Source organism: Pseudomonas sp. MWU16-30322 (genome assembly GCF_020515535.1).
Classification (GTDB): Bacteria; Pseudomonadota; Gammaproteobacteria; order Pseudomonadales; family Pseudomonadaceae; genus Aquipseudomonas; species Aquipseudomonas fluorescens_H.
This window is the reverse complement of sequence record NZ_JAIWYL010000006.1, coordinates 215,176-236,140: the sequence shown is the minus strand read 5'-3', so window position 1 is coordinate 236,140 and position 20,965 is coordinate 215,176. Positions and strand designations below refer to the sequence as shown.

The 20,965-nt window shown below is 61.4% G+C and carries 17 protein-coding genes and 1 pseudogene; 10 read left to right on the top strand and 8 right to left on the bottom strand.

Features of this window, described 5'->3' with window-relative positions; all coding sequences use genetic code 11:
• Nucleotides 1-35 precede the first annotated feature (35 nt).
• The 5 genes and pseudogenes from rnc to LCH64_RS28370 form a co-directional block, all read left to right on the top strand.
• Nucleotides 36-725: a ribonuclease III gene (gene rnc, locus LCH64_RS14450; RefSeq protein ID WP_024011703.1), complete on the top strand. Its 690-nt coding sequence runs from the start codon at nucleotides 36-38 to the stop codon at nucleotides 723-725.
• On the top strand, nucleotides 718-1,620 hold the full coding sequence (gene era / locus LCH64_RS14445; RefSeq protein ID WP_003221935.1) for a GTPase Era: 903 nt from the start codon (nucleotides 718-720) through the stop codon (nucleotides 1,618-1,620). The genes rnc and era overlap by 8 nt, the downstream gene beginning before the upstream one ends.
• Before the next feature lie 168 nt (nucleotides 1,621-1,788).
• Nucleotides 1,789-2,478, top strand: a complete 690-nt coding sequence (gene recO / locus LCH64_RS14440; protein ID WP_226500581.1) for a DNA repair protein RecO — start codon at nucleotides 1,789-1,791, stop codon at nucleotides 2,476-2,478.
• Nucleotides 2,479-2,517: 39 nt separating this feature from the next.
• Nucleotides 2,518-3,261: a pyridoxine 5'-phosphate synthase gene (pdxJ, locus tag LCH64_RS14435; protein WP_226500580.1), complete on the top strand. Its 744-nt coding sequence runs from the start codon at nucleotides 2,518-2,520 to the stop codon at nucleotides 3,259-3,261.
• Nucleotides 3,261-3,371: pseudogene (locus tag LCH64_RS28370) on the top strand (metal ABC transporter ATP-binding protein); the annotation flags it as partial. The gene pdxJ and the pseudogene LCH64_RS28370, both read left to right, overlap by 1 nt.
• Before the next feature lie 17 nt (nucleotides 3,372-3,388).
• Here LCH64_RS28370 and mltF read toward each other — a convergent pair.
• Nucleotides 3,389-4,849 (bottom strand): membrane-bound lytic murein transglycosylase MltF, encoded by a 1,461-nt coding sequence (gene mltF, locus LCH64_RS14425; protein WP_080593223.1) that lies wholly within the window; start codon nucleotides 4,847-4,849, stop codon nucleotides 3,389-3,391.
• Nucleotides 4,850-5,134: 285 nt separating this feature from the next.
• Here mltF and purL point away from each other — a divergent pair, with 285 nt between their 5' ends.
• From purL to LCH64_RS14400, 5 genes are all read left to right on the top strand, one after another.
• The gene (gene purL / locus LCH64_RS14420) at nucleotides 5,135-9,031 is read left to right on the top strand and encodes a phosphoribosylformylglycinamidine synthase (RefSeq protein ID WP_226500579.1); all 3,897 of its coding nucleotides are present in this window, start codon (nucleotides 5,135-5,137) and stop codon (nucleotides 9,029-9,031) included.
• Nucleotides 9,032-9,036: 5 nt separating this feature from the next.
• Nucleotides 9,037-9,348, top strand: a complete 312-nt coding sequence (locus tag LCH64_RS14415; protein WP_047601396.1) for a YqfO family protein — start codon at nucleotides 9,037-9,039, stop codon at nucleotides 9,346-9,348.
• Between the two features lie 1,232 nt (nucleotides 9,349-10,580).
• Nucleotides 10,581-10,943 (top strand): DUF6124 family protein, encoded by a 363-nt coding sequence (locus LCH64_RS14410; protein WP_226500578.1) that lies wholly within the window; start codon nucleotides 10,581-10,583, stop codon nucleotides 10,941-10,943.
• A gap of 273 nt (nucleotides 10,944-11,216) precedes the next feature.
• The gene (locus tag LCH64_RS14405; protein ID WP_226500577.1) at nucleotides 11,217-11,855 is read left to right on the top strand and encodes a DUF6036 family nucleotidyltransferase; all 639 of its coding nucleotides are present in this window, start codon (nucleotides 11,217-11,219) and stop codon (nucleotides 11,853-11,855) included.
• Nucleotides 11,839-12,285 (top strand): hypothetical protein, encoded by a 447-nt coding sequence (locus LCH64_RS14400; protein WP_007967820.1) that lies wholly within the window; start codon nucleotides 11,839-11,841, stop codon nucleotides 12,283-12,285. The genes LCH64_RS14405 and LCH64_RS14400 overlap by 17 nt, the downstream gene beginning before the upstream one ends.
• Nucleotides 12,286-12,337: 52 nt before the next feature.
• Here LCH64_RS14400 and nagE read toward each other — a convergent pair whose 3' ends face one another.
• The 7 genes from nagE to LCH64_RS14365 all read right to left on the bottom strand — a co-directional run bounded on the left by nagE (nucleotide 12,338) and on the right by LCH64_RS14365 (nucleotide 20,952).
• Entirely contained in the window at nucleotides 12,338-14,053 is a 1,716-nt protein-coding gene (gene nagE / locus LCH64_RS14395; protein ID WP_201135729.1) for an N-acetylglucosamine-specific PTS transporter subunit IIBC, read from the bottom strand.
• 35 nt (nucleotides 14,054-14,088) lie between these two features.
• Nucleotides 14,089-16,611 carry a phosphoenolpyruvate--protein phosphotransferase gene (gene ptsP, locus LCH64_RS14390; protein ID WP_226500576.1) on the bottom strand — a complete coding sequence of 841 codons (2,523 nt, stop codon included), beginning with the start codon at nucleotides 16,609-16,611 and terminating at the stop codon, nucleotides 14,089-14,091.
• A 34-nt stretch (nucleotides 16,612-16,645) separates the two neighbouring features.
• Nucleotides 16,646-17,656, bottom strand: a complete 1,011-nt coding sequence (locus LCH64_RS14385) for an SIS domain-containing protein (protein WP_226500664.1) — start codon at nucleotides 17,654-17,656, stop codon at nucleotides 16,646-16,648.
• Nucleotides 17,649-18,755: an N-acetylglucosamine-6-phosphate deacetylase gene (gene nagA, locus LCH64_RS14380; RefSeq protein ID WP_226500575.1), complete on the bottom strand. Its 1,107-nt coding sequence runs from the start codon at nucleotides 18,753-18,755 to the stop codon at nucleotides 17,649-17,651. The genes LCH64_RS14385 and nagA overlap by 8 nt, the downstream gene beginning before the upstream one ends.
• A gap of 32 nt (nucleotides 18,756-18,787) precedes the next feature.
• Entirely contained in the window at nucleotides 18,788-19,528 is a 741-nt protein-coding gene (locus LCH64_RS14375) for a GntR family transcriptional regulator (protein ID WP_166496649.1), read from the bottom strand.
• 273 nt (nucleotides 19,529-19,801) lie between these two features.
• Nucleotides 19,802-20,317, bottom strand: a complete 516-nt coding sequence (locus LCH64_RS14370) for a L,D-transpeptidase family protein (RefSeq protein ID WP_226500574.1) — start codon at nucleotides 20,315-20,317, stop codon at nucleotides 19,802-19,804.
• An 83-nt stretch (nucleotides 20,318-20,400) separates the two neighbouring features.
• On the bottom strand, nucleotides 20,401-20,952 hold the full coding sequence (locus tag LCH64_RS14365; protein ID WP_226500573.1) for an NUDIX hydrolase: 552 nt from the start codon (nucleotides 20,950-20,952) through the stop codon (nucleotides 20,401-20,403).
• Nucleotides 20,953-20,965 lie beyond the last annotated feature (13 nt).

Genomic DNA, 20,965 nt, shown 5'->3' with positions numbered 1-20,965 from the left:
GTGGAATCCAGCCACGAACTCAGCGTGGGTAAACCGTGAGCGTTTCTCTAAGCCGTCTCGAGCGCCAGCTCGGTTACACCTTCAAGGATCAGGAGCTGATGCTGCTGGCCCTCACGCACCGCAGCTTTGCCGGGCGTAACAACGAACGCCTGGAATTCCTCGGCGATGCCATCCTCAATTTCGTCGCAGGCGAGGCGTTGTTCGATCGCTTCCCGCTGGCCCGCGAAGGCCAGTTGTCGCGTTTGCGCGCACGCCTTGTGAAGGGTGAGACACTGGCCGTGCTGGCCCGTGGTTTCGACCTGGGCGATTACCTGCGTCTGGGTTCGGGCGAACTGAAAAGCGGTGGCTTCCGTCGCGAATCGATTCTGGCCGATGCCCTCGAAGCGCTGATCGGTGCGATCTACCTCGATGCCGGCATGGACGTCGCTCGCGAGCGCGTACTGGCCTGGCTGGCCGGCGAGTTCGAAGGCCTGACGCTGGTCGACACCAACAAGGATCCGAAGACCCGTCTGCAGGAACACCTGCAATCGCGCGGTTGCGAACTGCCACGCTACGAAGTGGTGGACATCCAGGGTGAACCGCACTGCCGTACCTTCTTCGTCGAGTGCGAAGTTGTCTTATTGAATGAAAAAAGCCGGGGTCAGGGTGTGAGCCGTCGTATTGCCGAACAGGTAGCGGCCGCAGCAGCACTGATTGCCCTGGGCGTGGAGAATGGCAATGACTGATACAAACGCAACTCGCTGTGGCTACGTTGCCATCGTCGGCCGTCCCAACGTCGGTAAGTCGACGCTGCTCAACCACATCCTCGGCCAGAAGCTCGCGATCACCTCGCGCAAGCCGCAGACCACTCGCCACAACATGCTCGGGATCAAGACCGAGGGTGACGTGCAGGCGATCTACGTCGACACCCCCGGCATGCACAAGGGTGGCGAAAAGGCCCTGAACCGCTACATGAACAAGACCGCTTCGGCGGCGTTGAAAGACGTCGACGTGGTGATCTTCGTGGTCGATCGCACCAAGTGGACCGAAGAAGACCAGATGGTGCTGGAGCGCGTGCAGTACGTGACCGGCCCGCTGATCGTCGCGCTGAACAAGACCGACCGCATCGAAGACAAGGCCGAGCTGATGCCGCACCTGTCGTGGTTGCAGGAACAGCTGCCGAACGCACAGATCATCCCGATTTCCGCGCAGCACGGGCACAACCTCGACGCGCTGGAAAAGGTCATCGCCGATCATCTGCCGGAGAACGATCACTTTTTCCCGGAAGACCAGATCACCGACCGCAGCAGCCGTTTCCTCGCCGCCGAACTGGTGCGCGAAAAAATCATGCGCCAGATGGGGGCCGAGCTGCCGTACCAGATCACCGTCGAGATCGAAGAGTTCAAGCAGCAGGGCAAGACCCTGCACATCCATGCGCTGATCCTCGTCGAACGTGACGGCCAGAAGAAGATCATCATTGGCGACAAGGGCGAGCGCATCAAACGCATCGGCACCGAAGCGCGCAAGGACATGGAGCTGCTGTTCGACTCCAAGATCATGCTCAACCTGTGGGTCAAGGTGAAGGGCGGCTGGTCCGACGACGAGCGTGCACTGCGTTCGCTGGGTTACGGCGACCTGTAATAGCGGTTTTCTGATCCATCAGAGAACCCCCTGTGGGAGCGGGCTTGCTCGCGAATGCGCAGTGTCAGTCGACATATACTTTGACTGATTCACCGCATTCGCGAGCAAGCCCGCTCCCACAGTAGTTTTGGGTTGTGTGCAAAACCGCGTTTCTTCATCGAGAACTTCATGTCGCAAACCCCGCCTCCCGCCCAACTCGCCTACGTCCTGCATTCGCGCGCCTACCGCGAAACCAGCGCGCTGGTCGACTTCCTCACGCCGCAAGGTCGGCTGCGGGCGGTGTTGCGCAGTGCGCGGGGTAAGGCCGGGACACTGGCGCGGCCGTTCGTGCCGCTGGAAGTCGAGTTTCGTGGCAAGGGTGAACTGAAGAATGTCGGGCGCATGGAAAGTGCCGGCAACGCGACCTGGATGGTCGGTGAGGCGCTGTTCAGTGGCCTCTATCTCAATGAGCTGCTGATCCGCCTGCTGCCTGCCGAAGACCCGCACCCGGCGGTGTTCGACCATTACGCTGCAACACTGCTGGCCCTGGCCGAAGGTCGCCCGCTGGAGCCGTTGTTGCGCTCGTTCGAATGGCGCCTGTTGGACGATCTCGGTTACGGCTTCTCCCTGAGCACCGATATCCACAGCGAACCGGTCGCGCCGGACGGTCTCTATCGTCTGCAAGTGGACGCCGGACTTGAGCGGGTGTTTCTGTTGCAGCCGGGCTTGTTCAACGGCACCGAGCTGCTGGCCATGGCCGAAGCCGACTGGACCGCTCCCGGCGCACTGTCGGCGGCCAAGCGTCTGATGCGTCAGGCACTGGCCGTGCACTTGGGCGGTCGCCCCCTCGTCAGCCGCGAGCTCTTTCGCAAGCCCTGATATGCTGTGCGCCGAATCTTTCCCTTCAGGAGCGCATCCGTGACCACCAGCAATCGCATTCTTCTTGGCGTGAACATCGACCACGTCGCCACCCTGCGTCAGGCCCGTGGCACGCGCTACCCGGATCCGGTCAAGGCTGCGCTGGACGCGGAAGAGGCGGGCGCCGACGGCATCACCGTGCACCTGCGCGAAGACCGCCGGCACATTCAGGAGCGCGACGTGCTGCTGCTCAAGGATGTGCTGCAGACTCGCATGAACTTTGAAATGGGCGTCACCGAAGAAATGATGGCGTTCGCCGAGCGCATCCGTCCGGCGCACATCTGCCTGGTGCCGGAAACCCGTCAGGAGCTGACCACTGAAGGCGGCCTGGACGTAGCGGGGCAGGAGGAACGCATCAGGGCAGCGGTCGAGCGCCTGTCGAAGATCGGCGGCGAAGTGTCGCTGTTCATCGATGCCGACGAACGCCAGATCGCCGCGTCGAAGCGCGTCGGTGCCCCGGCCATCGAATTGCACACCGGGCGCTACGCTGACGCCGAGACCCCGACTGAAGTCGCTGAAGAGTTGAAGCGCGTGGCGGACGGCGTGGCGTTTGGTCTGGCGCAAGGCCTGATCGTCAATGCCGGGCATGGCCTGCATTACCACAACGTCGAAGCCGTGGCGGCGATCAAGGGCATCAACGAACTGAACATCGGCCATGCGCTGGTGGCGCATGCGTTGTTCGTCGGGTTCAAGTCGGCAGTGTCCGAGATGAAGGCGCTGATCCTGGCGGCCGCCAGGCACTAATCAACAACCCAGAACCCAATGTGGGAGCGGGCTTGCTCGCGAATGCGGTGTGTCAGTCGACATATTCTTTGACTGATACACCGCATTCGCGAGCAAGCCCGCTCCCACAGGGGATTCAGGGGGCTGATTAAAGCGGCGCAGGCTCCTGCGCCGGCTTGGTCTTGTCGATACCGGGCACATGCAGATTGCCCTCGGCCACCTGATCGCCTTCAAGCTGCGGCTGGGTCACCCAGGTCAGGATGTCGTAGTAGCGACGGATGTTCGCCACGAAATGCACCGGTTCGCCGCCCCGGGCGTAGCCGTAGCGGGTCTTGCTGTACCACTGCTTCTGCGACAGGCGCGGCAGCATCTTCTTCACATCCAGCCACTTGTCCGGATTCAGGCCCTCACGGGACGCCAGTTTGCGTGCGTCATCGAGGTGACCGCTGCCGACGTTGTACGCCGCCAGCGCGAACCAGGTGCGGTCCGGCTCCTGAATCGACTCGTCGAGCTGATCCTTCATGTAGGCCAGGTACTTGGCGCCGCCCATGATGCTCTGCTTGGGATCGAGACGGTTCGATACGCCCATGGCCTGAGCGGTGTTCTGGGTCAGCATCATCAGGCCGCGCACGCCGGTTTTCGACGTGACCGCCGGTTGCCACAGCGATTCCTGATAACCGATGGCCGCGAGCAGGCGCCAGTCGACTTTCTCTTTCTTGGCGTAGGTCTTGAAGTGCTGTTCGTATTTGGGCAGACGCTGCTGCAAGTGCTGGGCGAAGGTAGTGGCGCCCATGTAGCCGAGGACATCGACGTGGCCGTAATAGCGGTCTTTCAGGCGCTGCAGGGTGCCGTTCTTTTGCACCTTGTCGAGGTAGGCATTGATCTCGTTGAGCAGGCTGTTGTCTTCGCCGGCGGCCACTGCCCAGCTCTGGCTGCGCGCATCGCCGAGGTCGAAGGCCACGCGGATGTTGGTGAAGTACACCTGGTTCATCGCCACTTCGTTGGAGTCGACGAGCGTCAGGTCGATCTGGCCTTCATCGACCATGCGCAACAGGTCGACCACTTCAACGGCGTCGGACTCTTCGTATTCGATGCCGGGAAATTTCTTTTTCAGCTCCGCCAGCTGTTCGGCGTGGGTGCTGCCCTTGAGCACCATGATCTTCTTGCCGACCAGATCGGCCGGGTCGGTCGGTCGCGACTGGCCGTTGCGATAGATGATCTGTGGGGTGACTTCGAGGTAGGAGTGGGAGAAGCGCACCTGTTTCTTGCGCTCCTCGCTGCTGACCAGGCCGGCGGCGGCCAGCACCGGGCCGTTCGGCTTGCCGATCTGATTGAACAGGTCATCGAGGTTGTCGGCGGTCTCGATCTTCAGTTCGACTCCCAAATCGTCGGCGAAGCGCTTCACCAGCTCGTATTCGAAGCCGGTTTCACCGCTGCGATCCTGAAAGTAGGTGGCGGGGCTGTTACGGGTAATCACCCGCAGCACACCATCCTCCTTTACTCGCTCGAGTGTGTTGGGTTTATCAACACAACCACCGAGCATCAGGAAGAGTCCGGTTGCGATCAGCCATTTGGCGTACCGCGGACGCAAAGCCGTTGGGAAAAACATCTGCGCAGTATACGCAAACGGCTGCGGGCGCCATATCTCGACAGTGAAGGGCTTGTCTGCTAGAGATCACAAAACCGCACGAAACCCCGCAGGAATGGGGCTGAACGGCATTTTGTGACAGAAAAAATAAGCGCTGCTCGCACACCCTCGAAATTTGACTTCAAAGGCAGAAACACAGATTGATATCCGAGTGCAACCGTGCGTAGCGTTTCGGGTGATGTTGAGGGCGGTTTAGGCTAGAATGCACGGCCTCAAAGCACACCCCTTCCCGAGGCTGTCCCGAAGATGTTGATCCTGCGCGGCGCTCCTGCCCTTTCTGCCTTTCGCCACAGCAAACTCCTTGAGCAACTGAGCCAGAAGGTTCCAGCTGTCAGTGGCCTGTATGCTGAATTCGCTCACTTCGCCGAAGTCACCGGCGTCCTGACCGGCGACGAACAGCAGGTGCTTGCGCGCCTTCTGAAGTACGGCCCAAGCGTTCCGGTACAAGAGCCGACCGGTCGTCTGTTTCTGGTGTTGCCGCGTTTCGGCACCATCTCGCCATGGTCGAGCAAGGCCAGCGACATCGCCCGCAACTGCGGCCTGAGCAAGATCCAGCGCCTGGAGCGCGGCATCGCGTTCTACGTGGCCGGCCAGTTCAGCGACACCGAAGCCCAGCAAATCGCCGACGTGCTGCATGACCGCATGACCCAGATCGTCCTGGGCAATCTGGAACAGGCTGCCGGTCTGTTCAGCCACGCCGAGCCGAAGCCGCTGACCGCGATCGACATCCTCGGCGGCGGTCGCGCCGCGCTGGAAAAAGCCAACACCGAACTCGGTTTGGCCCTGGCCGAAGACGAGATCGACTATCTGGTCAACGCCTTCAACGGTCTCAAGCGCAACCCGCACGACATCGAACTGATGATGTTCGCCCAGGCCAACTCCGAGCACTGCCGCCACAAGATCTTCAACGCCAGTTGGGATATTGACGGCGAGAGCCAGGAAAAAAGCCTGTTCGGCATGATCAAGAACACCTATCAGATGCACAGCGAAGGCGTGCTGTCCGCTTATAAGGACAACGCCTCGGTGATCGTCGGCAACGTCGCCGGCCGCTTCTTCCCGGATCCGGAAACCCGCCAGTACGGCGCGGTGCAGGAGCCGGTGCACATTCTGATGAAGGTCGAGACCCACAACCACCCGACCGCGATTGCCCCGTTCCCGGGCGCGTCCACCGGTTCCGGTGGCGAGATCCGCGACGAAGGTGCAACCGGTCGTGGCGCCAAACCGAAGGCTGGTCTGACCGGTTTCACCGTATCCAACCTGCAGATCCCGGGCTTCGAACAGCCGTGGGAAGTGCCGTACGGCAAGCCTGAGCGCATCGTTACCGCGCTGGACATCATGATTGAAGGCCCGCTGGGCGGCGCCGCGTTCAACAACGAATTCGGGCGTCCGGCCCTGACTGGCTACTTCCGTACCTTCGAACAGTCGATCACCACCCCGCACGGTGACGAAGTTCGTGGCTACCACAAGCCGATCATGCTCGCCGGCGGCATGGGCAACATCCGTGAAGAACACGTCAAGAAAGGCGAGATTCTGGTCGGTTCCAAGCTGATCGTCCTCGGCGGCCCGGCCATGCTCATCGGTCTGGGCGGCGGTGCCGCTTCCTCGATGGCCACCGGCACCAGCTCGGCGGATCTCGACTTCGCTTCCGTACAGCGTGAAAACCCTGAGATGGAGCGTCGCTGCCAGGAAGTCATCGACCGTTGCTGGCAACTGGGCGACAAGAACCCGATCAGCTTCATCCACGACGTGGGTGCGGGCGGTCTGTCCAACGCCTTCCCGGAACTGGTCAACGACGGCGACCGCGGTGGCCGTTTCGAACTGCGCAACATTCCCAACGACGAGCCGGGCATGGCCCCGCACGAAATCTGGTCCAACGAATCGCAGGAACGTTACGTTCTGGCGGTCGGTCCGGCCGATTTCGAGCGCTTCAAGGCGATCTGCGAACGCGAGCGTTGCCCGTTCGCCGTGGTCGGCGAAGCCACTGCCGAGCCGCAACTGACCGTGACTGACAGCCACTTCGGCAACAACCCGGTGGACATGCCGCTGGAAGTGTTGCTGGGCAAGGCCCCGCGCATGCACCGTTCGGTGGTTCGCGAAGCCGAGCTGGGCGATGATTTCGATCCGTCGAACCTCGACATCAGCGAGTCCATCGAGCGCGTCCTGCATCACCCGGCCGTGGCGAGCAAAAGCTTCCTGATCACCATCGGCGACCGCACCATCACTGGCCTCGTGGCCCGTGACCAGATGGTGGGCCCATGGCAGGTTCCGGTGGCCGACGTCGCAGTTACCGCCACCAGTTTCGACGTCTACACCGGTGAAGCGATGGCGATGGGCGAGCGGACTCCGCTGGCGTTGCTGGACGCTCCGGCGTCGGGCCGCATGGCCATCGGCGAAACCCTGACCAACATTGCCGCCTCGCGCATCAACAAGATCTCCGACATCAAACTGTCGGCGAACTGGATGTCCGCCGCCGGCCACCCAGGCGAAGACGCGCGTCTGTACGACACCGTGAAAGCGGTCGGCATGGAGCTGTGCCCTGAGCTGGGCATCACCATTCCGGTCGGCAAGGACTCGATGTCCATGGCCACCCGCTGGAACGACAACGGCGAAGAAAAAACCGTGACCTCGCCGATGTCGCTGATCGTGACCGGTTTCGCCCCAGTGGCTGACATCCGACAGACCCTGACCCCGGAACTGCGCATGGACAAGGGCACCACCGACCTGATCCTGATCGACCTCGGTCGTGGTCAGAACCGTATGGGGGCTTCGATCCTTGCTCAGGTTCACGGCAAGCTCGGCAAGCAGGCTCCGGACGTCGATGACGCCGAAGACCTGAAAGCCTTCTTCGCGGTGATCCAGGGCCTCAACGCCGACGGTCACCTGCTGGCTTACCACGACCGTTCCGACGGTGGTCTGCTGACCTCCGTGGTGGAAATGGCGTTCGCCGGCCACTGCGGTCTGAGCCTGAACCTGGACAGCGTTGCCGAAAACTCGGCAGAAATCGCCGCGATCCTGTTCAACGAAGAACTGGGTGCAGTGATCCAGGTTCGTCAGGACGCCACGCCGGACATCCTCGCGCAGTTCAGCGCGGCCGGTCTGGGCGACTGCGTGTCGGTGATCGGTCAGCCGATCAACAATGGCCAGATCAACATCACCTTCAACGGTGACACCGTGTTCGAAGGCCAGCGTCGTCTGCTGCAACGTCAGTGGGCCGAGACCAGCTACCAGATCCAGCGTCTGCGCGACAACGCCGACTGCGCCGAGCAAGAGTTCGACGCGCTGCTGGAAGAAGACAATCCAGGCCTGAGCGTCAAGCTGAGCTACGACGTCAACCAGGACATCGCCGCGCCTTACATCAAGAAGGGTATCCGCCCACAGGTTGCCGTGCTGCGTGAGCAGGGCGTCAACGGTCAGGTGGAAATGGCGGCAGCGTTCGACCGCGCCGGCTTCAACGCGATCGACGTGCACATGAGCGACATTCTCGCCGGCCGTGTCGACCTGAATGAGTTCAAAGGTCTGGTGGCCTGCGGTGGTTTCTCCTACGGCGACGTCCTCGGCGCCGGTGAAGGCTGGGCCAAGTCGGCCCTGTTCAACAGCCGTGCCCGCGATGCGTTCCAGGGCTTCTTCGAGCGTAACGACAGCTTCACCCTCGGCGTGTGCAACGGTTGCCAGATGATGTCCAACCTGCACGAGCTGATCCCGGGCAGCGAGTTCTGGCCGCACTTCGTGCGCAACCGCTCCGAGCAGTTCGAAGCGCGCGTGGCGATGGTGCAGATCCAGGAGTCGAACTCGATCTTCCTGCAGGGCATGGCCGGTTCGCGCATGCCGATTGCCATCGCTCACGGTGAAGGCCATGCCGAATTCGAAAGCGAAGAGGCGTTGCTGGAGGCCGATCTGTCCGGTTGCGTGGCGATGCGTTTCGTCGACAACCACGGCAAGGTCACCGAAGCCTACCCGGCCAACCCGAACGGTTCGCCGCGCGGGATCACCGGTCTCACCAGCCGCGACGGTCGTGTGACGATCATGATGCCGCACCCGGAGCGTGTGTTCCGCGCGGTGCAGAACTCGTGGCGTTCGGAAGACTGGACCGAGGATGCTCCTTGGATGCGCATGTTCCGTAACGCTCGCGTCTGGGTGAACTAAGCGTCGTGTACAAGCTCGGGTTTTTTGTTCCCGACAGCCATGTCGAGGTGGTCAAGGACGCCGTATTTGCTGCCGGTGGTGGGCGGATCGGGGACTATGACCACTGTGCGTGGCAGGTGCTTGGCTTGGGTCAGTTTCGACCGTTGGATGGCAGTCAGCCGTTTATTGGGGAAGCGGGGCAGGTTGAGCGGGTTGAGGAGTGGAAGGTTGAGCTTGTGGTTTGTGACGCGTTGATTCGTGATGTGGTGGCTGCTCTTAAGTTGAGCCACCCGTACGAGACGCCGGCTTATGAGGTGTGGCGGTTGGAGGATTTCTGATCTTTTTGCCGCTGGAACGGGAAACCCGCAGATGAGTGATTGTCTGCGGGTTTTTTGTTGGCTGCGATTTGCTTTTCTGTAGGAGTGAGCCTGCTCGCGATGGCGCCCTGACAGGCGACCATGCTCTGTCTGATTGAGTGAATATCCGTTTCTGCGGGTGCTGCGGCTGGCGGTTTCGCTCTTACAGCGAGTCACTTTTGACAAACGCCTCAAAAGTAACCAAAAAGTCTTGCTCCTGCGTTCGGCCCGCTCGCTGGGGCTCGGGGTTCCTTCGCTGCGGGATCGATCCGGGGGCAGCGCCTACGGTTTGCTTCGCTGCACCTCCTCTCGCTGTGTTTGGCTGCGCCAAACGGTCGCTGCGCTCCCACCCCCGGATCAATCCCTCCACTCAGCCTTCCGACGTCGCCCGTGGATCAAGATCAAGAGCGACAGCCGAGCTTGCGCTCATCCTGGAGTGGGGCGGCTTCGCCGCATGGGGTGTGCGCTTGCTAAATTGTAGGAGCCAGCTTGCTGGCGATGGTGGCCTGACAGCCGACCAATCTCTACCTGAATACACCGGGTTCAAACTGTGGGAGCGGGCTTGCTCGCGAAGGCGTCCTGATAGCTCACTGATCCATCGCAGATGTACTCAACCCCTGTGGGAGCCTGGCTTGCCAGCGATGGCGGCCTGACAGCCGACCAATTTCTATCTGAATAAACCGGGTTGAAATTGTGGGAGCGGGCTTGCTCGCGAAGGCGTCCTGCCAGCTCACTGATCCATTGCAGATGTACTCAACCCCTGTGGGAGCCTGGCTTGCCAGCGATGGCGGCCTGACAGCCGACCAATCTCTACCTGAATACACCGGGTTGAAATCGTAGTAGCCAGCCTGCTGGCGATGGGGTTAGTCCGGTCACCAAGGATATTGGGCCTGTTTAAATCTGTGTCAAATAACCAGAACCTTCCCACAAGGTTTTCAGGTTGTCCCTCGGACGCCCGGTCTCTAGGCTTTGTCTGTCGCTGCCAATTCAGCGACCGGGAGGTGAGATACCCGATTTGGATCCCCAGACAAGTGCCCCCATAATTGCGGTCAGCTTTCGCTGTCAGCAATTCCTTATGGCGGCTATGTACGGGCGGACTTCGGTCCGGCCGGATTTGGGGTCCTTACCGGTAATCTCACTCCGTACATGGCTGCCACCTCTTCTCCGAGTGAGATCGGGAGCAAGTGGCTGCAACACTTAAAAGGACTTGTTCGATGGACAAACTGATCCCCGACCCACCCCACGAAACCACAGCACCACCCGTCGACGCCATCCGGGTTGAAGACCTGACGAAAGACCGTGAAGCCATCAAGCGCGCTGTCGATTTCTACTTCACCCCGCAGCCCGCTCAGGCGCATCAGTCCAGCACAATGTTCCTGGTCAACCCAAGCATCGACACCGAAACCTTGCTGGCCCACGCCTACGAATCGTTGGCCTGCGCCAGTGCCATGGCCAGCAACTTCGCCAACGAACTCAGCGGCCTGCAACGCAGCACCGTACTGGTGATCCAGCAAATCATCATGCTCGCCGAACTCGCGGTAAACCGGGTGCTGGACCGAGTCGATCCACAGACCTGACGAGCGCCCATCGTTCATCGCCAGCAGGCTGGTTCCCACATTTGAAATGCTTCACTGTGGAAGTGAGCTTGCTCGCGAAAGCATTTTTCTAGCTGTCGGAATACTTCCTGTACCTCATCAATTAGTAGATTTTTCCTACCGGATTTTCAGGTTGTCCCTCGGAAGCAGCCTCTCTACCTTGGGTTGTCTCTGGCAAACAGCGAACTTGGCAATAGACCGAAAACGGGCTGTTGCTCTTTTCACTGAGCCGTCGCTATGACTCTGAGGTTTAAAATGGAATTGCTTCCCGTCGTTACGCCCCGTCTCAACACGAACACCGCGTTGGGGCGGGCGCTGGTATCGATGTTCAAGTCAGTTGAGGCGGAACTGATTCAAGAGAACGCTGCGCCGGGGGCGGTCAAGATCATCGTGTTTGGAGGATGCGCGGTTCACCTCTACACCAATCACCGCATATCGTTGGACGTCGACGCGGAAATCTATGAGGCTTGTATTCCGGCAGGATTCGACCTGCGTACGCTGCTTGCCGAGGTGCCGGAGCCGTTTGTCGATGAGCGTTCTGCGCGAAAGATGGAGTTGAACTACGACTTGCAATACAACACTAGCTTTGGCCCGATTCACGAGGACTATTGGTCTCGAAGTATTCCCATGCCAGAGTTTTCGCGGGTGTCCCCTCTGCGTGTACATATTGCTGCACCCGTCGACATAGCCATTACAAAACTGGGCAGGGCTACCGATCACGATATCGCCGACATCAATGCCCTTCTCAGGTTTGGATTCATACTGACCAGCGAGCTCCGGCGTCTGGCATTGCAGGCCATTGATGTATATGTTGGCAACAAAGAGCCACCAACTTCGGTTCTGACTAACATATTGCAAGACTATCTGGAGAAGGGAGATGACGAAGGTGAATGACGCGCACGTCCTCTCATCCGCGTTGGATACTCTCGTCAGGAGCCCTCTCAATCAGGCCGATGACGTCGCGCTGGTGAACGCTGCGAAAGAAGTGTGGTACTCGAATTCCAGTGTTGAAAGCGAGGTTAAGGCGTTTCTGAAAAATCACAGTGACGATATAGAACGCCGTCGCGCGGCTTACCTGTTGGAGCGGTTTACGCGCTTCTCTTGTGTGTCTGATAGTCGCGTGCTGGAAACGCTGCATGCGTTGCAGCTTTTCGCGCACTCGACGCCGAAGCAGGATGTTGCACCTCCAAAGATGGTTTCGTTACGCAATCGCAAGGATCAATTAGCCGTCTCTTGGGGGTTAGCAGAAAGCCTTGGATTGAAGGTTCAAACGCTGATGCCATTCCAGACTCGCCATTACCAGGCAGAACAGCATTTACCCTGAGCTGAACGTATCAGCGATAAAAAACCGGCCTGAGCCGGTTTTTTTGTGTTGATTAAACCTTGGCGCTAACCTCACTCCGATTAACCAACGCCTCAATCGCCCCACTCAAACTCGCCGCTTTCTCGCCAATCAACAAATGCCAGACCCCACCTTCCAACGGGCTGACACCCTGGCAACCCAACTCTTTCAACTGAGCCTCGGACAGCGCTTTACCATCGGCCAGTTGCAGGCGAATACGGGTCAGGGCGATGCAGTCCAGTTGCAGCACATTCTCGCTACCGCCCAAGGCAGTCAGCCATTGTTGGGCTTCCGGTGCTGTGACCAATACGGCTTTCGATTCCTCGACCACCACCGCAGGCGCAGCCACCAACGCACGCCCCAGCGTCGGCATGGCGAGGCGGATTTCGTCGGCGATGCTGTCGGCCAATGGCCCAACCACCACCTGCAAGCTGCCGCCCTTGCCCGGGCGTACCACGGCCATCGCGCCCAGCGCTTTCAAATCCGCATCGGATGCCTTGTTGCGATCGACCATTTCCAGGCGCAGACGAGTCGTGCAGGCGCCAACGGTGACCAGATTCTCGGCACCGCCCAAGGCTTTGATGTAAGCCGCCGCGCGCTCGTTCTCGGTGAGAACTGCCTTGTCAGCCGCCGCCACATCCTCACGCCCCGGCGTCTTCAAATTGAAGCGACGAATACAGAAATCAAACACCGCGTAATACACCACGGCATACGCCAGACCGACCGGAATCACCAGCCAGCCATTGGTCGAGCGCCCCCAACCCAGCACCATGTCGATGAAGCCGCCGGAGAAGGTGAAGCCGAGGTGGATGTTCAGCGCATTGGTGATCGCCATCGACAGACCGGTCAGCAGCGCATGCAGCAGATACAACAACGGTGCCAAAAACATGAAGGCGAATTCGATTGGCTCGGTCACGCCGGTCAAAAACGAGGTCAGGGCCATCGACAGGAAAATCCCGCCCATCACCTTGCGGCGCTCCGGCAGCGCATTGCGGTACATCGCCAGGCACGCGGCGGGCAGGCCGAAGATCATCATCGGGAACATGCCGGTCATGAACTGGCCGCCCTTTGGATCGCCAGCGAAGTAGCGTGACAGGTCGCCGGTGACCAGTGCGCCGGTAGTCGGGTCGGTGAAGTTGCCGAACACAAACCACGCCATGTTGTTGAGGATGTGGTGCAGGCCGGTGACGATCAGCAGGCGGTTGAACACGCCGAAGACGAAGGCGCCGAAGCTGCCGCTTTCCATCATCAAGGTGCCGAAGCTGTTGATGCCGTGCTGGATCGGCGGCCAGATGTAGCCGAACACCACGCCCAGCGCGACGGCGGCGAAACCGGTGACGATCGGCACGAAGCGTCGGCCACCGAAGAACGCCAGGTACTCCGGCAGCTTGATGTCTTTGAAGCGGTTGTACAGCGCGCCGGCCATCAGGCCGCTGACGATCCCGGCGAGCATGCCCATGTTGATGCTCGGGTCGAGCACCTTGAGGGTGGAGATCATCACCAGGTAACCGATCACCCCGGCCAGACCCGCGGTGCCGTTGTTGTCCTTGGCGAACCCGACCGCGATGCCGATGGCGAAGATCATGGCCAGGTTGGCGAAGATCACTTGCCCGGCATCGTGGATGATCGCGATGTTCAGCAGGTCGGTGTCACCCAGACGCAGCAGCAGCCCGGCGATCGGCAGGATCGCGATCGGCAGCATCAGCGCACGGCCGAGGCGTTGCAGGCCTTCGATGAAGAGTTGGTACATGGTGGTTCTCCCTGCTCTTTATAGAGAGCTTGTTGTTAGTGCAGAGGCCAATGCTGGTGGCAGGCGTGACGTACCGTAGCGGCGCTGTTCAGTTTCAACAGGTCGAGGCTGAGGCGTTGGCATTCGGCCTCGTGCAACTGGCGCACGCGATCCTTGATTTCACCGATCTGCACCGGGCTCACCGACAACTCGGTCACGCCGAGGCCGATCAACACCGGCGTCGCCAGTGGGTCGGAGGCGAGGGCACCGCAGACGCCGACCCAGCGCTTGTGCACTGCCGCACCTGCGCAGGTCATGGCGATCAGTCGCAGCAGCGCCGGGTGCAGGGCATCGACCCGAGCGGCCAAACCTGCGTGGTCGCGGTCCATCGCCAGGGTGTATTGCGACAGATCGTTGGTGCCGATCGACAGGAAGTCGGCGTGCTCGGCCAGTTGTTCGGCTTGCAGCGCGGCAGCGGGGACTTCGATCATCACGCCGATTTCCGGGCGCTCGCTGATGCCCAACTCCAGACACAGCGCATCGACCCGTTGACGGATGTGCAGCAGTTCGTCGACTTCGGTGACCATCGGCAACAGGATCCGGCAACGGCGCAGCGGGCTGACTTGCAGCAGTGCGCGCAGTTGCTGATCGAGAATTTCCGGGCGGGCCTGAGCCAGACGAATGCCGCGCAGGCCGAGCACCGGGTTGGCTTCGGCGGGCAGCGGCAGGTAGTCGAGTTGCTTGTCGCCGCCGACGTCGATGGTGCGAATGATCACCGAGTGCTCACCCATGGCATCGAGCACAGCTTGATAGGCGGCGCGCTGCTCTTCGATGTCCGGCGCGGTCTGCCGGTCGACGAACAGAAACTCGGTGCGCAGCAAGCCGACGCCATCGGCGCCGTTGGCAAAGGCGTCCGCCGCTTCATGGCTGGAGGCCACGTTGGCGACCACTTCGATCGCCACGCCATTGCGGGTTTCGGCGGGCAGATGGGCTTTGGCTTGTTGCGCATCGCGGCGTTGCTGGCGCTCGATTTGCGCTTGCTGAACTTCGGCCAGGCGTTCGGCGTTCGGCGTCAGTTCGAGGCGTCCGCCATCGGCATCCAGCACCACCGCCTGACCTTGCGGCTGATCGAGCAGAGCGGCGCCCAACGCCACCAGGCATGGCAGGCCTTTGCCGCGCGCCAGAATCGCGACATGCGACGTCGCGCCACCCTCGGCCATGCACAACCCGGCGACACCCTGCGCGCTGAGTTGCAGCAGATCCGACGGCGTCAGTTCATGCGCAGCGACGATGGCGCCGGGCGGCACGTCGTAATGCCAGGCTTCACCGAGCAGGGCGCGCAGGACGCGCTGTTTGAGGTCGCGCAGGTCGTTGGCGCGTTCGGCCAACAGTGCGCTGCCGGTGTGTTGCAGCACTTCGCACTGCACGTCGATCGACTGGCTCCAGGCGTGAGTCGCCGCCGTGCCTTGGTCGATAGCATGCTGCGCAGCGTCGAGCAGGGCCGGGTCTTCGAGCAGTGCCAGGTGCGCGGCGAAGATCGCTTCTTCGTCGGCATTCTTGTGCCTCTTGGCCTCGGCCAGGGTGCCGTCGATTTCGCTGCGCACTTGATTGAGGGCGGTGTCGAGGCGTTGTAGTTGTTCGGTTGAATCATGATGGCCGGGATCGACTGGCAGGACTGGCAGGCTGATCGCGCTCAAGCGAAACAGCGGCCCGCCGACCAGTCCCGGCGCCGCGCACACACCGTGCAGCACACCGGCTTCGGCCGGACGTTTGCGCGGTGCGGCGCTGACCGGTGCTGCGGCGTGATGGTCGTCGGGCAGGGCAGTCGCCAATGCATTGAGCAAGGCTTGCAGCGCGGCTTCGGCGTCCGGCCCCTGACAGCTGACTTGCACTTCATCCTGCTCGCCAACCGCCAGTCCCATCAGCCCGATCAGGCTGTTGCACGGCGCCGACTTACCAGCGAAGTGCAGCTGCGACTGGCTCTTGAAGCCTTGTGCGGTCTGCCGAATCAGTGCGGCCGGGCGTGCATGCAGGCCGCCGCGATGCGCCACCAGCACATGACCGTGAACCTCGGGTCCGTCCAGCGTTTCAGCATTTGCCACCGAACTGTTGCGCGCAACGATGTGCAGCAACGGATCGCCGACCTTTACCGGTTTGAGCGTGATCGGGCGCACCTGGAAGTCCTGGCTGTTGGTCAGGATCAGCAGGCTGACCAGGCTCTTGCACTGCTGGCCGACCTTGTCCAGGTCGTAGCGCAACAACGGTTGGCCGTTGCTGACCCGCGTACCTTCCTTGACCAGCATCGAGAAGCCTTCGCCGTTCAGTTCAACGGTGTCGAGGCCCAGGTGCAGGAGGATTTCCGCGCCGTTGTCGGCACGCACGGTCAGTGCGTGGCCGGTGCGGGCGACGTGGATGATCACCCCGGCGCAGGGCGAATACAGGGTGTCGTTCAGCGGATCGATGGCGATGCCGTCGCCCATCGTGCCACTGGCGAACACCGCGTCCGGGACTTTGGCGAGCGTGAGCACCGGGCCGCTGAGCGGGGCGCTGAGGGTCAGCTCTTTATTGTTGTTGTGCATGGCTCGGTCTCATCAGGTGTGCAGTCATTCGGACTTAGTGCGTACGCGTCACTTTGCTCAGGTGGCGCGGCTGATCCGGGTCCATGCCTCGGGCCACGGCCAGGTTGGCGGCCATCACGTAGAAGCTCTGGATCGCCAGAATCGGATCAAGGGCCGGGTGTTCGGCGCGGCTCAGGGTCAGGTCGCGTTCGAGGATGTCGTCCGGCGCCGCGAGCAGCACACGGGCGCCGCGTTGACGCATCTCTGCCGCAAGGCTGATCAGACCGGCCTGTTCGGCACCGCGCGGGGCGAACACCAGCAGCGGGTAATGCTCGTCGATCAGCGCCATCGGGCCGTGGCGGACTTCGGCGCTGCTGAACGCTTCGGCCTGGATCGCCGAGGTTTCCTTGAATTTCAGCGCGGCCTCTTGGGCGATGGCAAAACCGGCACCACGGCCGATGACCATCAGGCGTTCACAGTCGCGCAAGGCGTCGATGGCCGCGCTCCAGTCTTGTTGCGCCGCGTCGCGCAGGCCTTCGGGCAGGGCGTTGTGCGCTTCCAGCAGTTCGCTGTCTTCTTTCCAGTGCGCGATCAGGCGGGCGCTGGCGCTCAGGGTGGCGATAAAACTCTTGGTCGCGGCGACGCTGCTTTCGGTGCCGGCGAGCAGCGGCAGACTGAATTCGCACGCCGCTTCCAGAGGGGAGTCGCTGGCGTTGACCATCGACACACTGAGGGCACCACGCTTGCGCAACAGACGCAGGCTGTTGACCAGGTCCGGGCTCTGCCCCGACTGCGAGAACGCGAACGCCACCTGACCGCTGACCTTCAGCGGCGCCTGCTGCATGGTCACCACCGACATCGGCAACGACGCCACCGGCACACCCAGTTGCTGCATGGTCAGGTAGGCGAAGTAGCTCGCCGCGTGGTCGGAGCTGCCGCGCGCGACGGTCATCGCCACTTGTGGCGGCTGACGGCGCAGGCGTCCGGCGATCTCGATCATCTGCGGGTCGAGCTGTTGCAGTTGGGCTTGCACGGCCTCGAACGAGGACAGCGCCTCTTCAAGCATTTTTGAAGTCAATGTCTTCTCCTTCGACCATGACGGCGGTCAGTGTGAGTGAGCGATCCAGCCGCACGCAGTCGGCCCAGGCACCCGGTTGCAGGCGCCCGCGTTCAGTGATGCCGAGGTAGTCGGCGGGAAATTGCGACAGACGCTGCGAGGCCTCGCTGATCGGCAAACCGATCTTCACCAGGTTGCGCAGGGCCTGATCCATGGTCAGGGTGCTGCCGGCCAACGTGCCATCGGGCAGGCGCACGCCGCCCAGGCATTTGGTCACGGTGTGGCTGCCGAGCTTGTATTCACCGTCGGGCATGCCGGCGGCCGCGGTCGAATCGGTGACGCAATACAGGCATGGGATCGATCGCAGGGCCACGCGGATCGCGCCGGGGTGCACGTGCAGCAGATCCGGGATCAGCTCGGCGAATTTGGCGTGGGCCAACGCGGCGCCGACGATGCCCGGCTCGCGGTGATGCAGCGGGCTCATGGCGTTGTACAAGTGAGTAAAACTGGTCGCGCCAGCCTCCAGAGCGGCGACGCCTTCCTCGTAACTGCCGAGGGTGTGGCCGATCTGCATGCGGATGCCGCGGCTGCTGAGTTCGCGGATCAACCCGTCGTGGCCGGCGATTTCCGGAGCGATGGTGATCACCCGGATCGGCGCCAGCGCCAGGTATTCCTCGACTTCGGCCATCAACGCGGTGTGGGCGAAGTTCGGTTGCGCGCCGAGTTTGCCGGGGTTGATGTACGGGCCTTCGAGATGCACACCGAGTACCCGGGCGGCGCCTTGCGGACGCTGTTCGCAGAACTCGCCGACCTCTTTCAGCACGCTGGAGATCTCGGCGCTCGGCGCGGTCATGGTGGTGGCCAGCAGCGAAGTGGTGCCGAAGCGCACGTGGGTTTTGGTGATGGTCTCAAAGGCACTGGCGCCTTCCATGATGTCTTTGCCGCCACCGCCGTGGACGTGCAGGTCGATGAAACCCGGCAGCAGGTACGGAAAGTCATTGTCGGCCGGATCGCAGGGCACGCCTTCGATCGACACGACTTTGCCGTGTTCGTGGATCAGCCGGCCGCGAACCCAGCCGTGAGCGGTGAGGATGTTGTCTTCGGACATTTCGGTTCTCGCTGTTTGACGGCTTCGCCCGGTTAGCGGCGCAGCTCTGCAACAAAGTCGTAGTAGTCGTTGCGGCAATAGGTGTCGGTGACTTCGATCGGCGTGTTGTCTTCCAGATAGCCGACCCGGGTCATCAGCAGCATGGCGGTACCGGGGGCGATGCCGACCAGCGCGGCGAACTCGTCCGAGGCGTTGATCGCCTGGATGTGCTGCAGGGCGCGGACGATCGGTTTGCCGATGCCGTCGAGGTATTCGTAGAGCGAATCGCCGACCAATTGCGGCTTGGGCATGATCGAGGCGGGCAGGGTGCTCATCTCGATGGCCATTACGGTGTCGTCGGCCTTGCGCAGGCGTTTCATGCGCGCCACCTTGTCGTTCGGCGACAGGCTCAGGCGGATCAGTTCTTCGTGAGTCGGCAGGGTGATTTCGCGCTCCAGCCACTGCGAGCTGGGCACGAAACCCTTGAGGCGGAGCATTTCGCTGAAGCCCGAGAGGCGCGACAGTGGTTGTTCCAGACGGGGCGTGATGAAGGTGCCGGAACCTTGCAGGCGGCGGATCAGACCTTGATCAAGCAGCACTTCCAGCGCCTTGCGGGCGGTGACCCGGGAGATACCCAGTTGCTCGCTGAGATTGCGCTCGGAAGGCATCGCCTGCTCGGCCTTCCACTGCCCGGAATGGATCGCCGACTCCAGATTACGCGCCAGCTGCAGGTACAGCGGTGTCGGCTGAGAGTCATCTGGGCGTAGGGCCTGGAGGTCGTTCATGTAGGTCATTTCCGACGCGAGTGTAGGATTGTTGTTGCTCGCTTGTGGGGCGGAAATTAATACCACTTGAATACCATGTCAACGCAGGGAATTGGCCTGCAGTCCAATGAAATGGCGGGTTTCGGGTGTGATGTATTGAAGTGGTATTAGAGGTGGAATGCAGAAAGCAAAAGATCGCAGCCTGCGGCAGCTCCTACAGTGGGAAGTGGTATCAACCCTGTAGGAGCTGCCGCAGGCTGCGATCTTTTGATTTATTTTTTTCAGGTGACCAGTGGTCGCTGGTTAAGGGCGGATCTCGATCATCGTGCCGTCCGGCACCAGGCCCCAGACTTCACGCATGTCCATGTTGCGCATGGCGATGCAGCCGTCGGTCCAGTCCAGGGTGTGGAACAGGTCTTCGGGCGTGTCCTCGGTGTCGGGCGTGCCGTGGATCATGATCATCCCGCCAGGCTCGACGCCTTCGCGGCGGGCGCGGGCCGAATCGCTGATGTTCGGGTAGGAAATGTGCATCGCCAGGTTGAATTTTTCGCTGACCTTGCGCCAGTCGATCCAGTACAGACCTTCCGGGGTGCGTTTGTCGCCCTCAATCAGTTTCGGACCTTTCTTCGCGCCCTTGCCCAGGGAGATGCGATAGGTCTTGAGTGGCTTGCCGTCGGAGATCAATTGCAGTTGATGCGCCGATTTGAACACCAGTATTTTTTCGATCCGGGGGGTATTCGATGGCGTCACGGTGGTCACGAATGACGCTTGGGACACGGTGACGAACGACAGGCAGAGCAGGGCAAGCAACCAGCGCATTGAAACGATTCCCCAAGAGTGACGCATTGTTAAGTGTAGGAGCTGCCGCAGGCTGCGATCTTTTGATCTTTGATTTTTTTGAGTCAGCTGATGGCAGGCTGGACCAACGGTGGAATCGATTCCGAACGAACCGGATACGCCTCGACCCGTCGATCAGCGAAGAAGCATTCTAAAGTACGCCCCACCGTGCGAAAAGCCAGCTCGTCCCACGGGATGTCGGCTTCGTCGAATAGTTGCACTTCGAGGCTCTCGGGGCCGGCGGCAAAGTCCAGATCGGCCAGTTCGGCACGGAAGAACACGTGCACCTGGCTGATGTGTGGCACATCGATCAGCGTATAGATGCTCAGGTTGCGCACCCGGGCGCAGGCTTCCTCGGTGGTTTCGCGGATCGCGGCCTGCTCGATGGTCTCGCCGTTTTCCATGAAACCGGCGGGCAGCGTCCAGTAGCCGAGACGGGGCTCGATGGCGCGGCGGCAGAGCAACACTTGGCTGCCCCAGGTCGCGACGCAACCGGCGACGATATTGGGGTTTTGATAGTGAATGGTCTGACAGCTGTCACAGACAAATCGCAGCCGCGAATCGCCTTCGGGAATGCGCTGGGTCACCGGGTTGCCGCACTGGCTGCAAAATTTCATGCTGGGGTTCCTG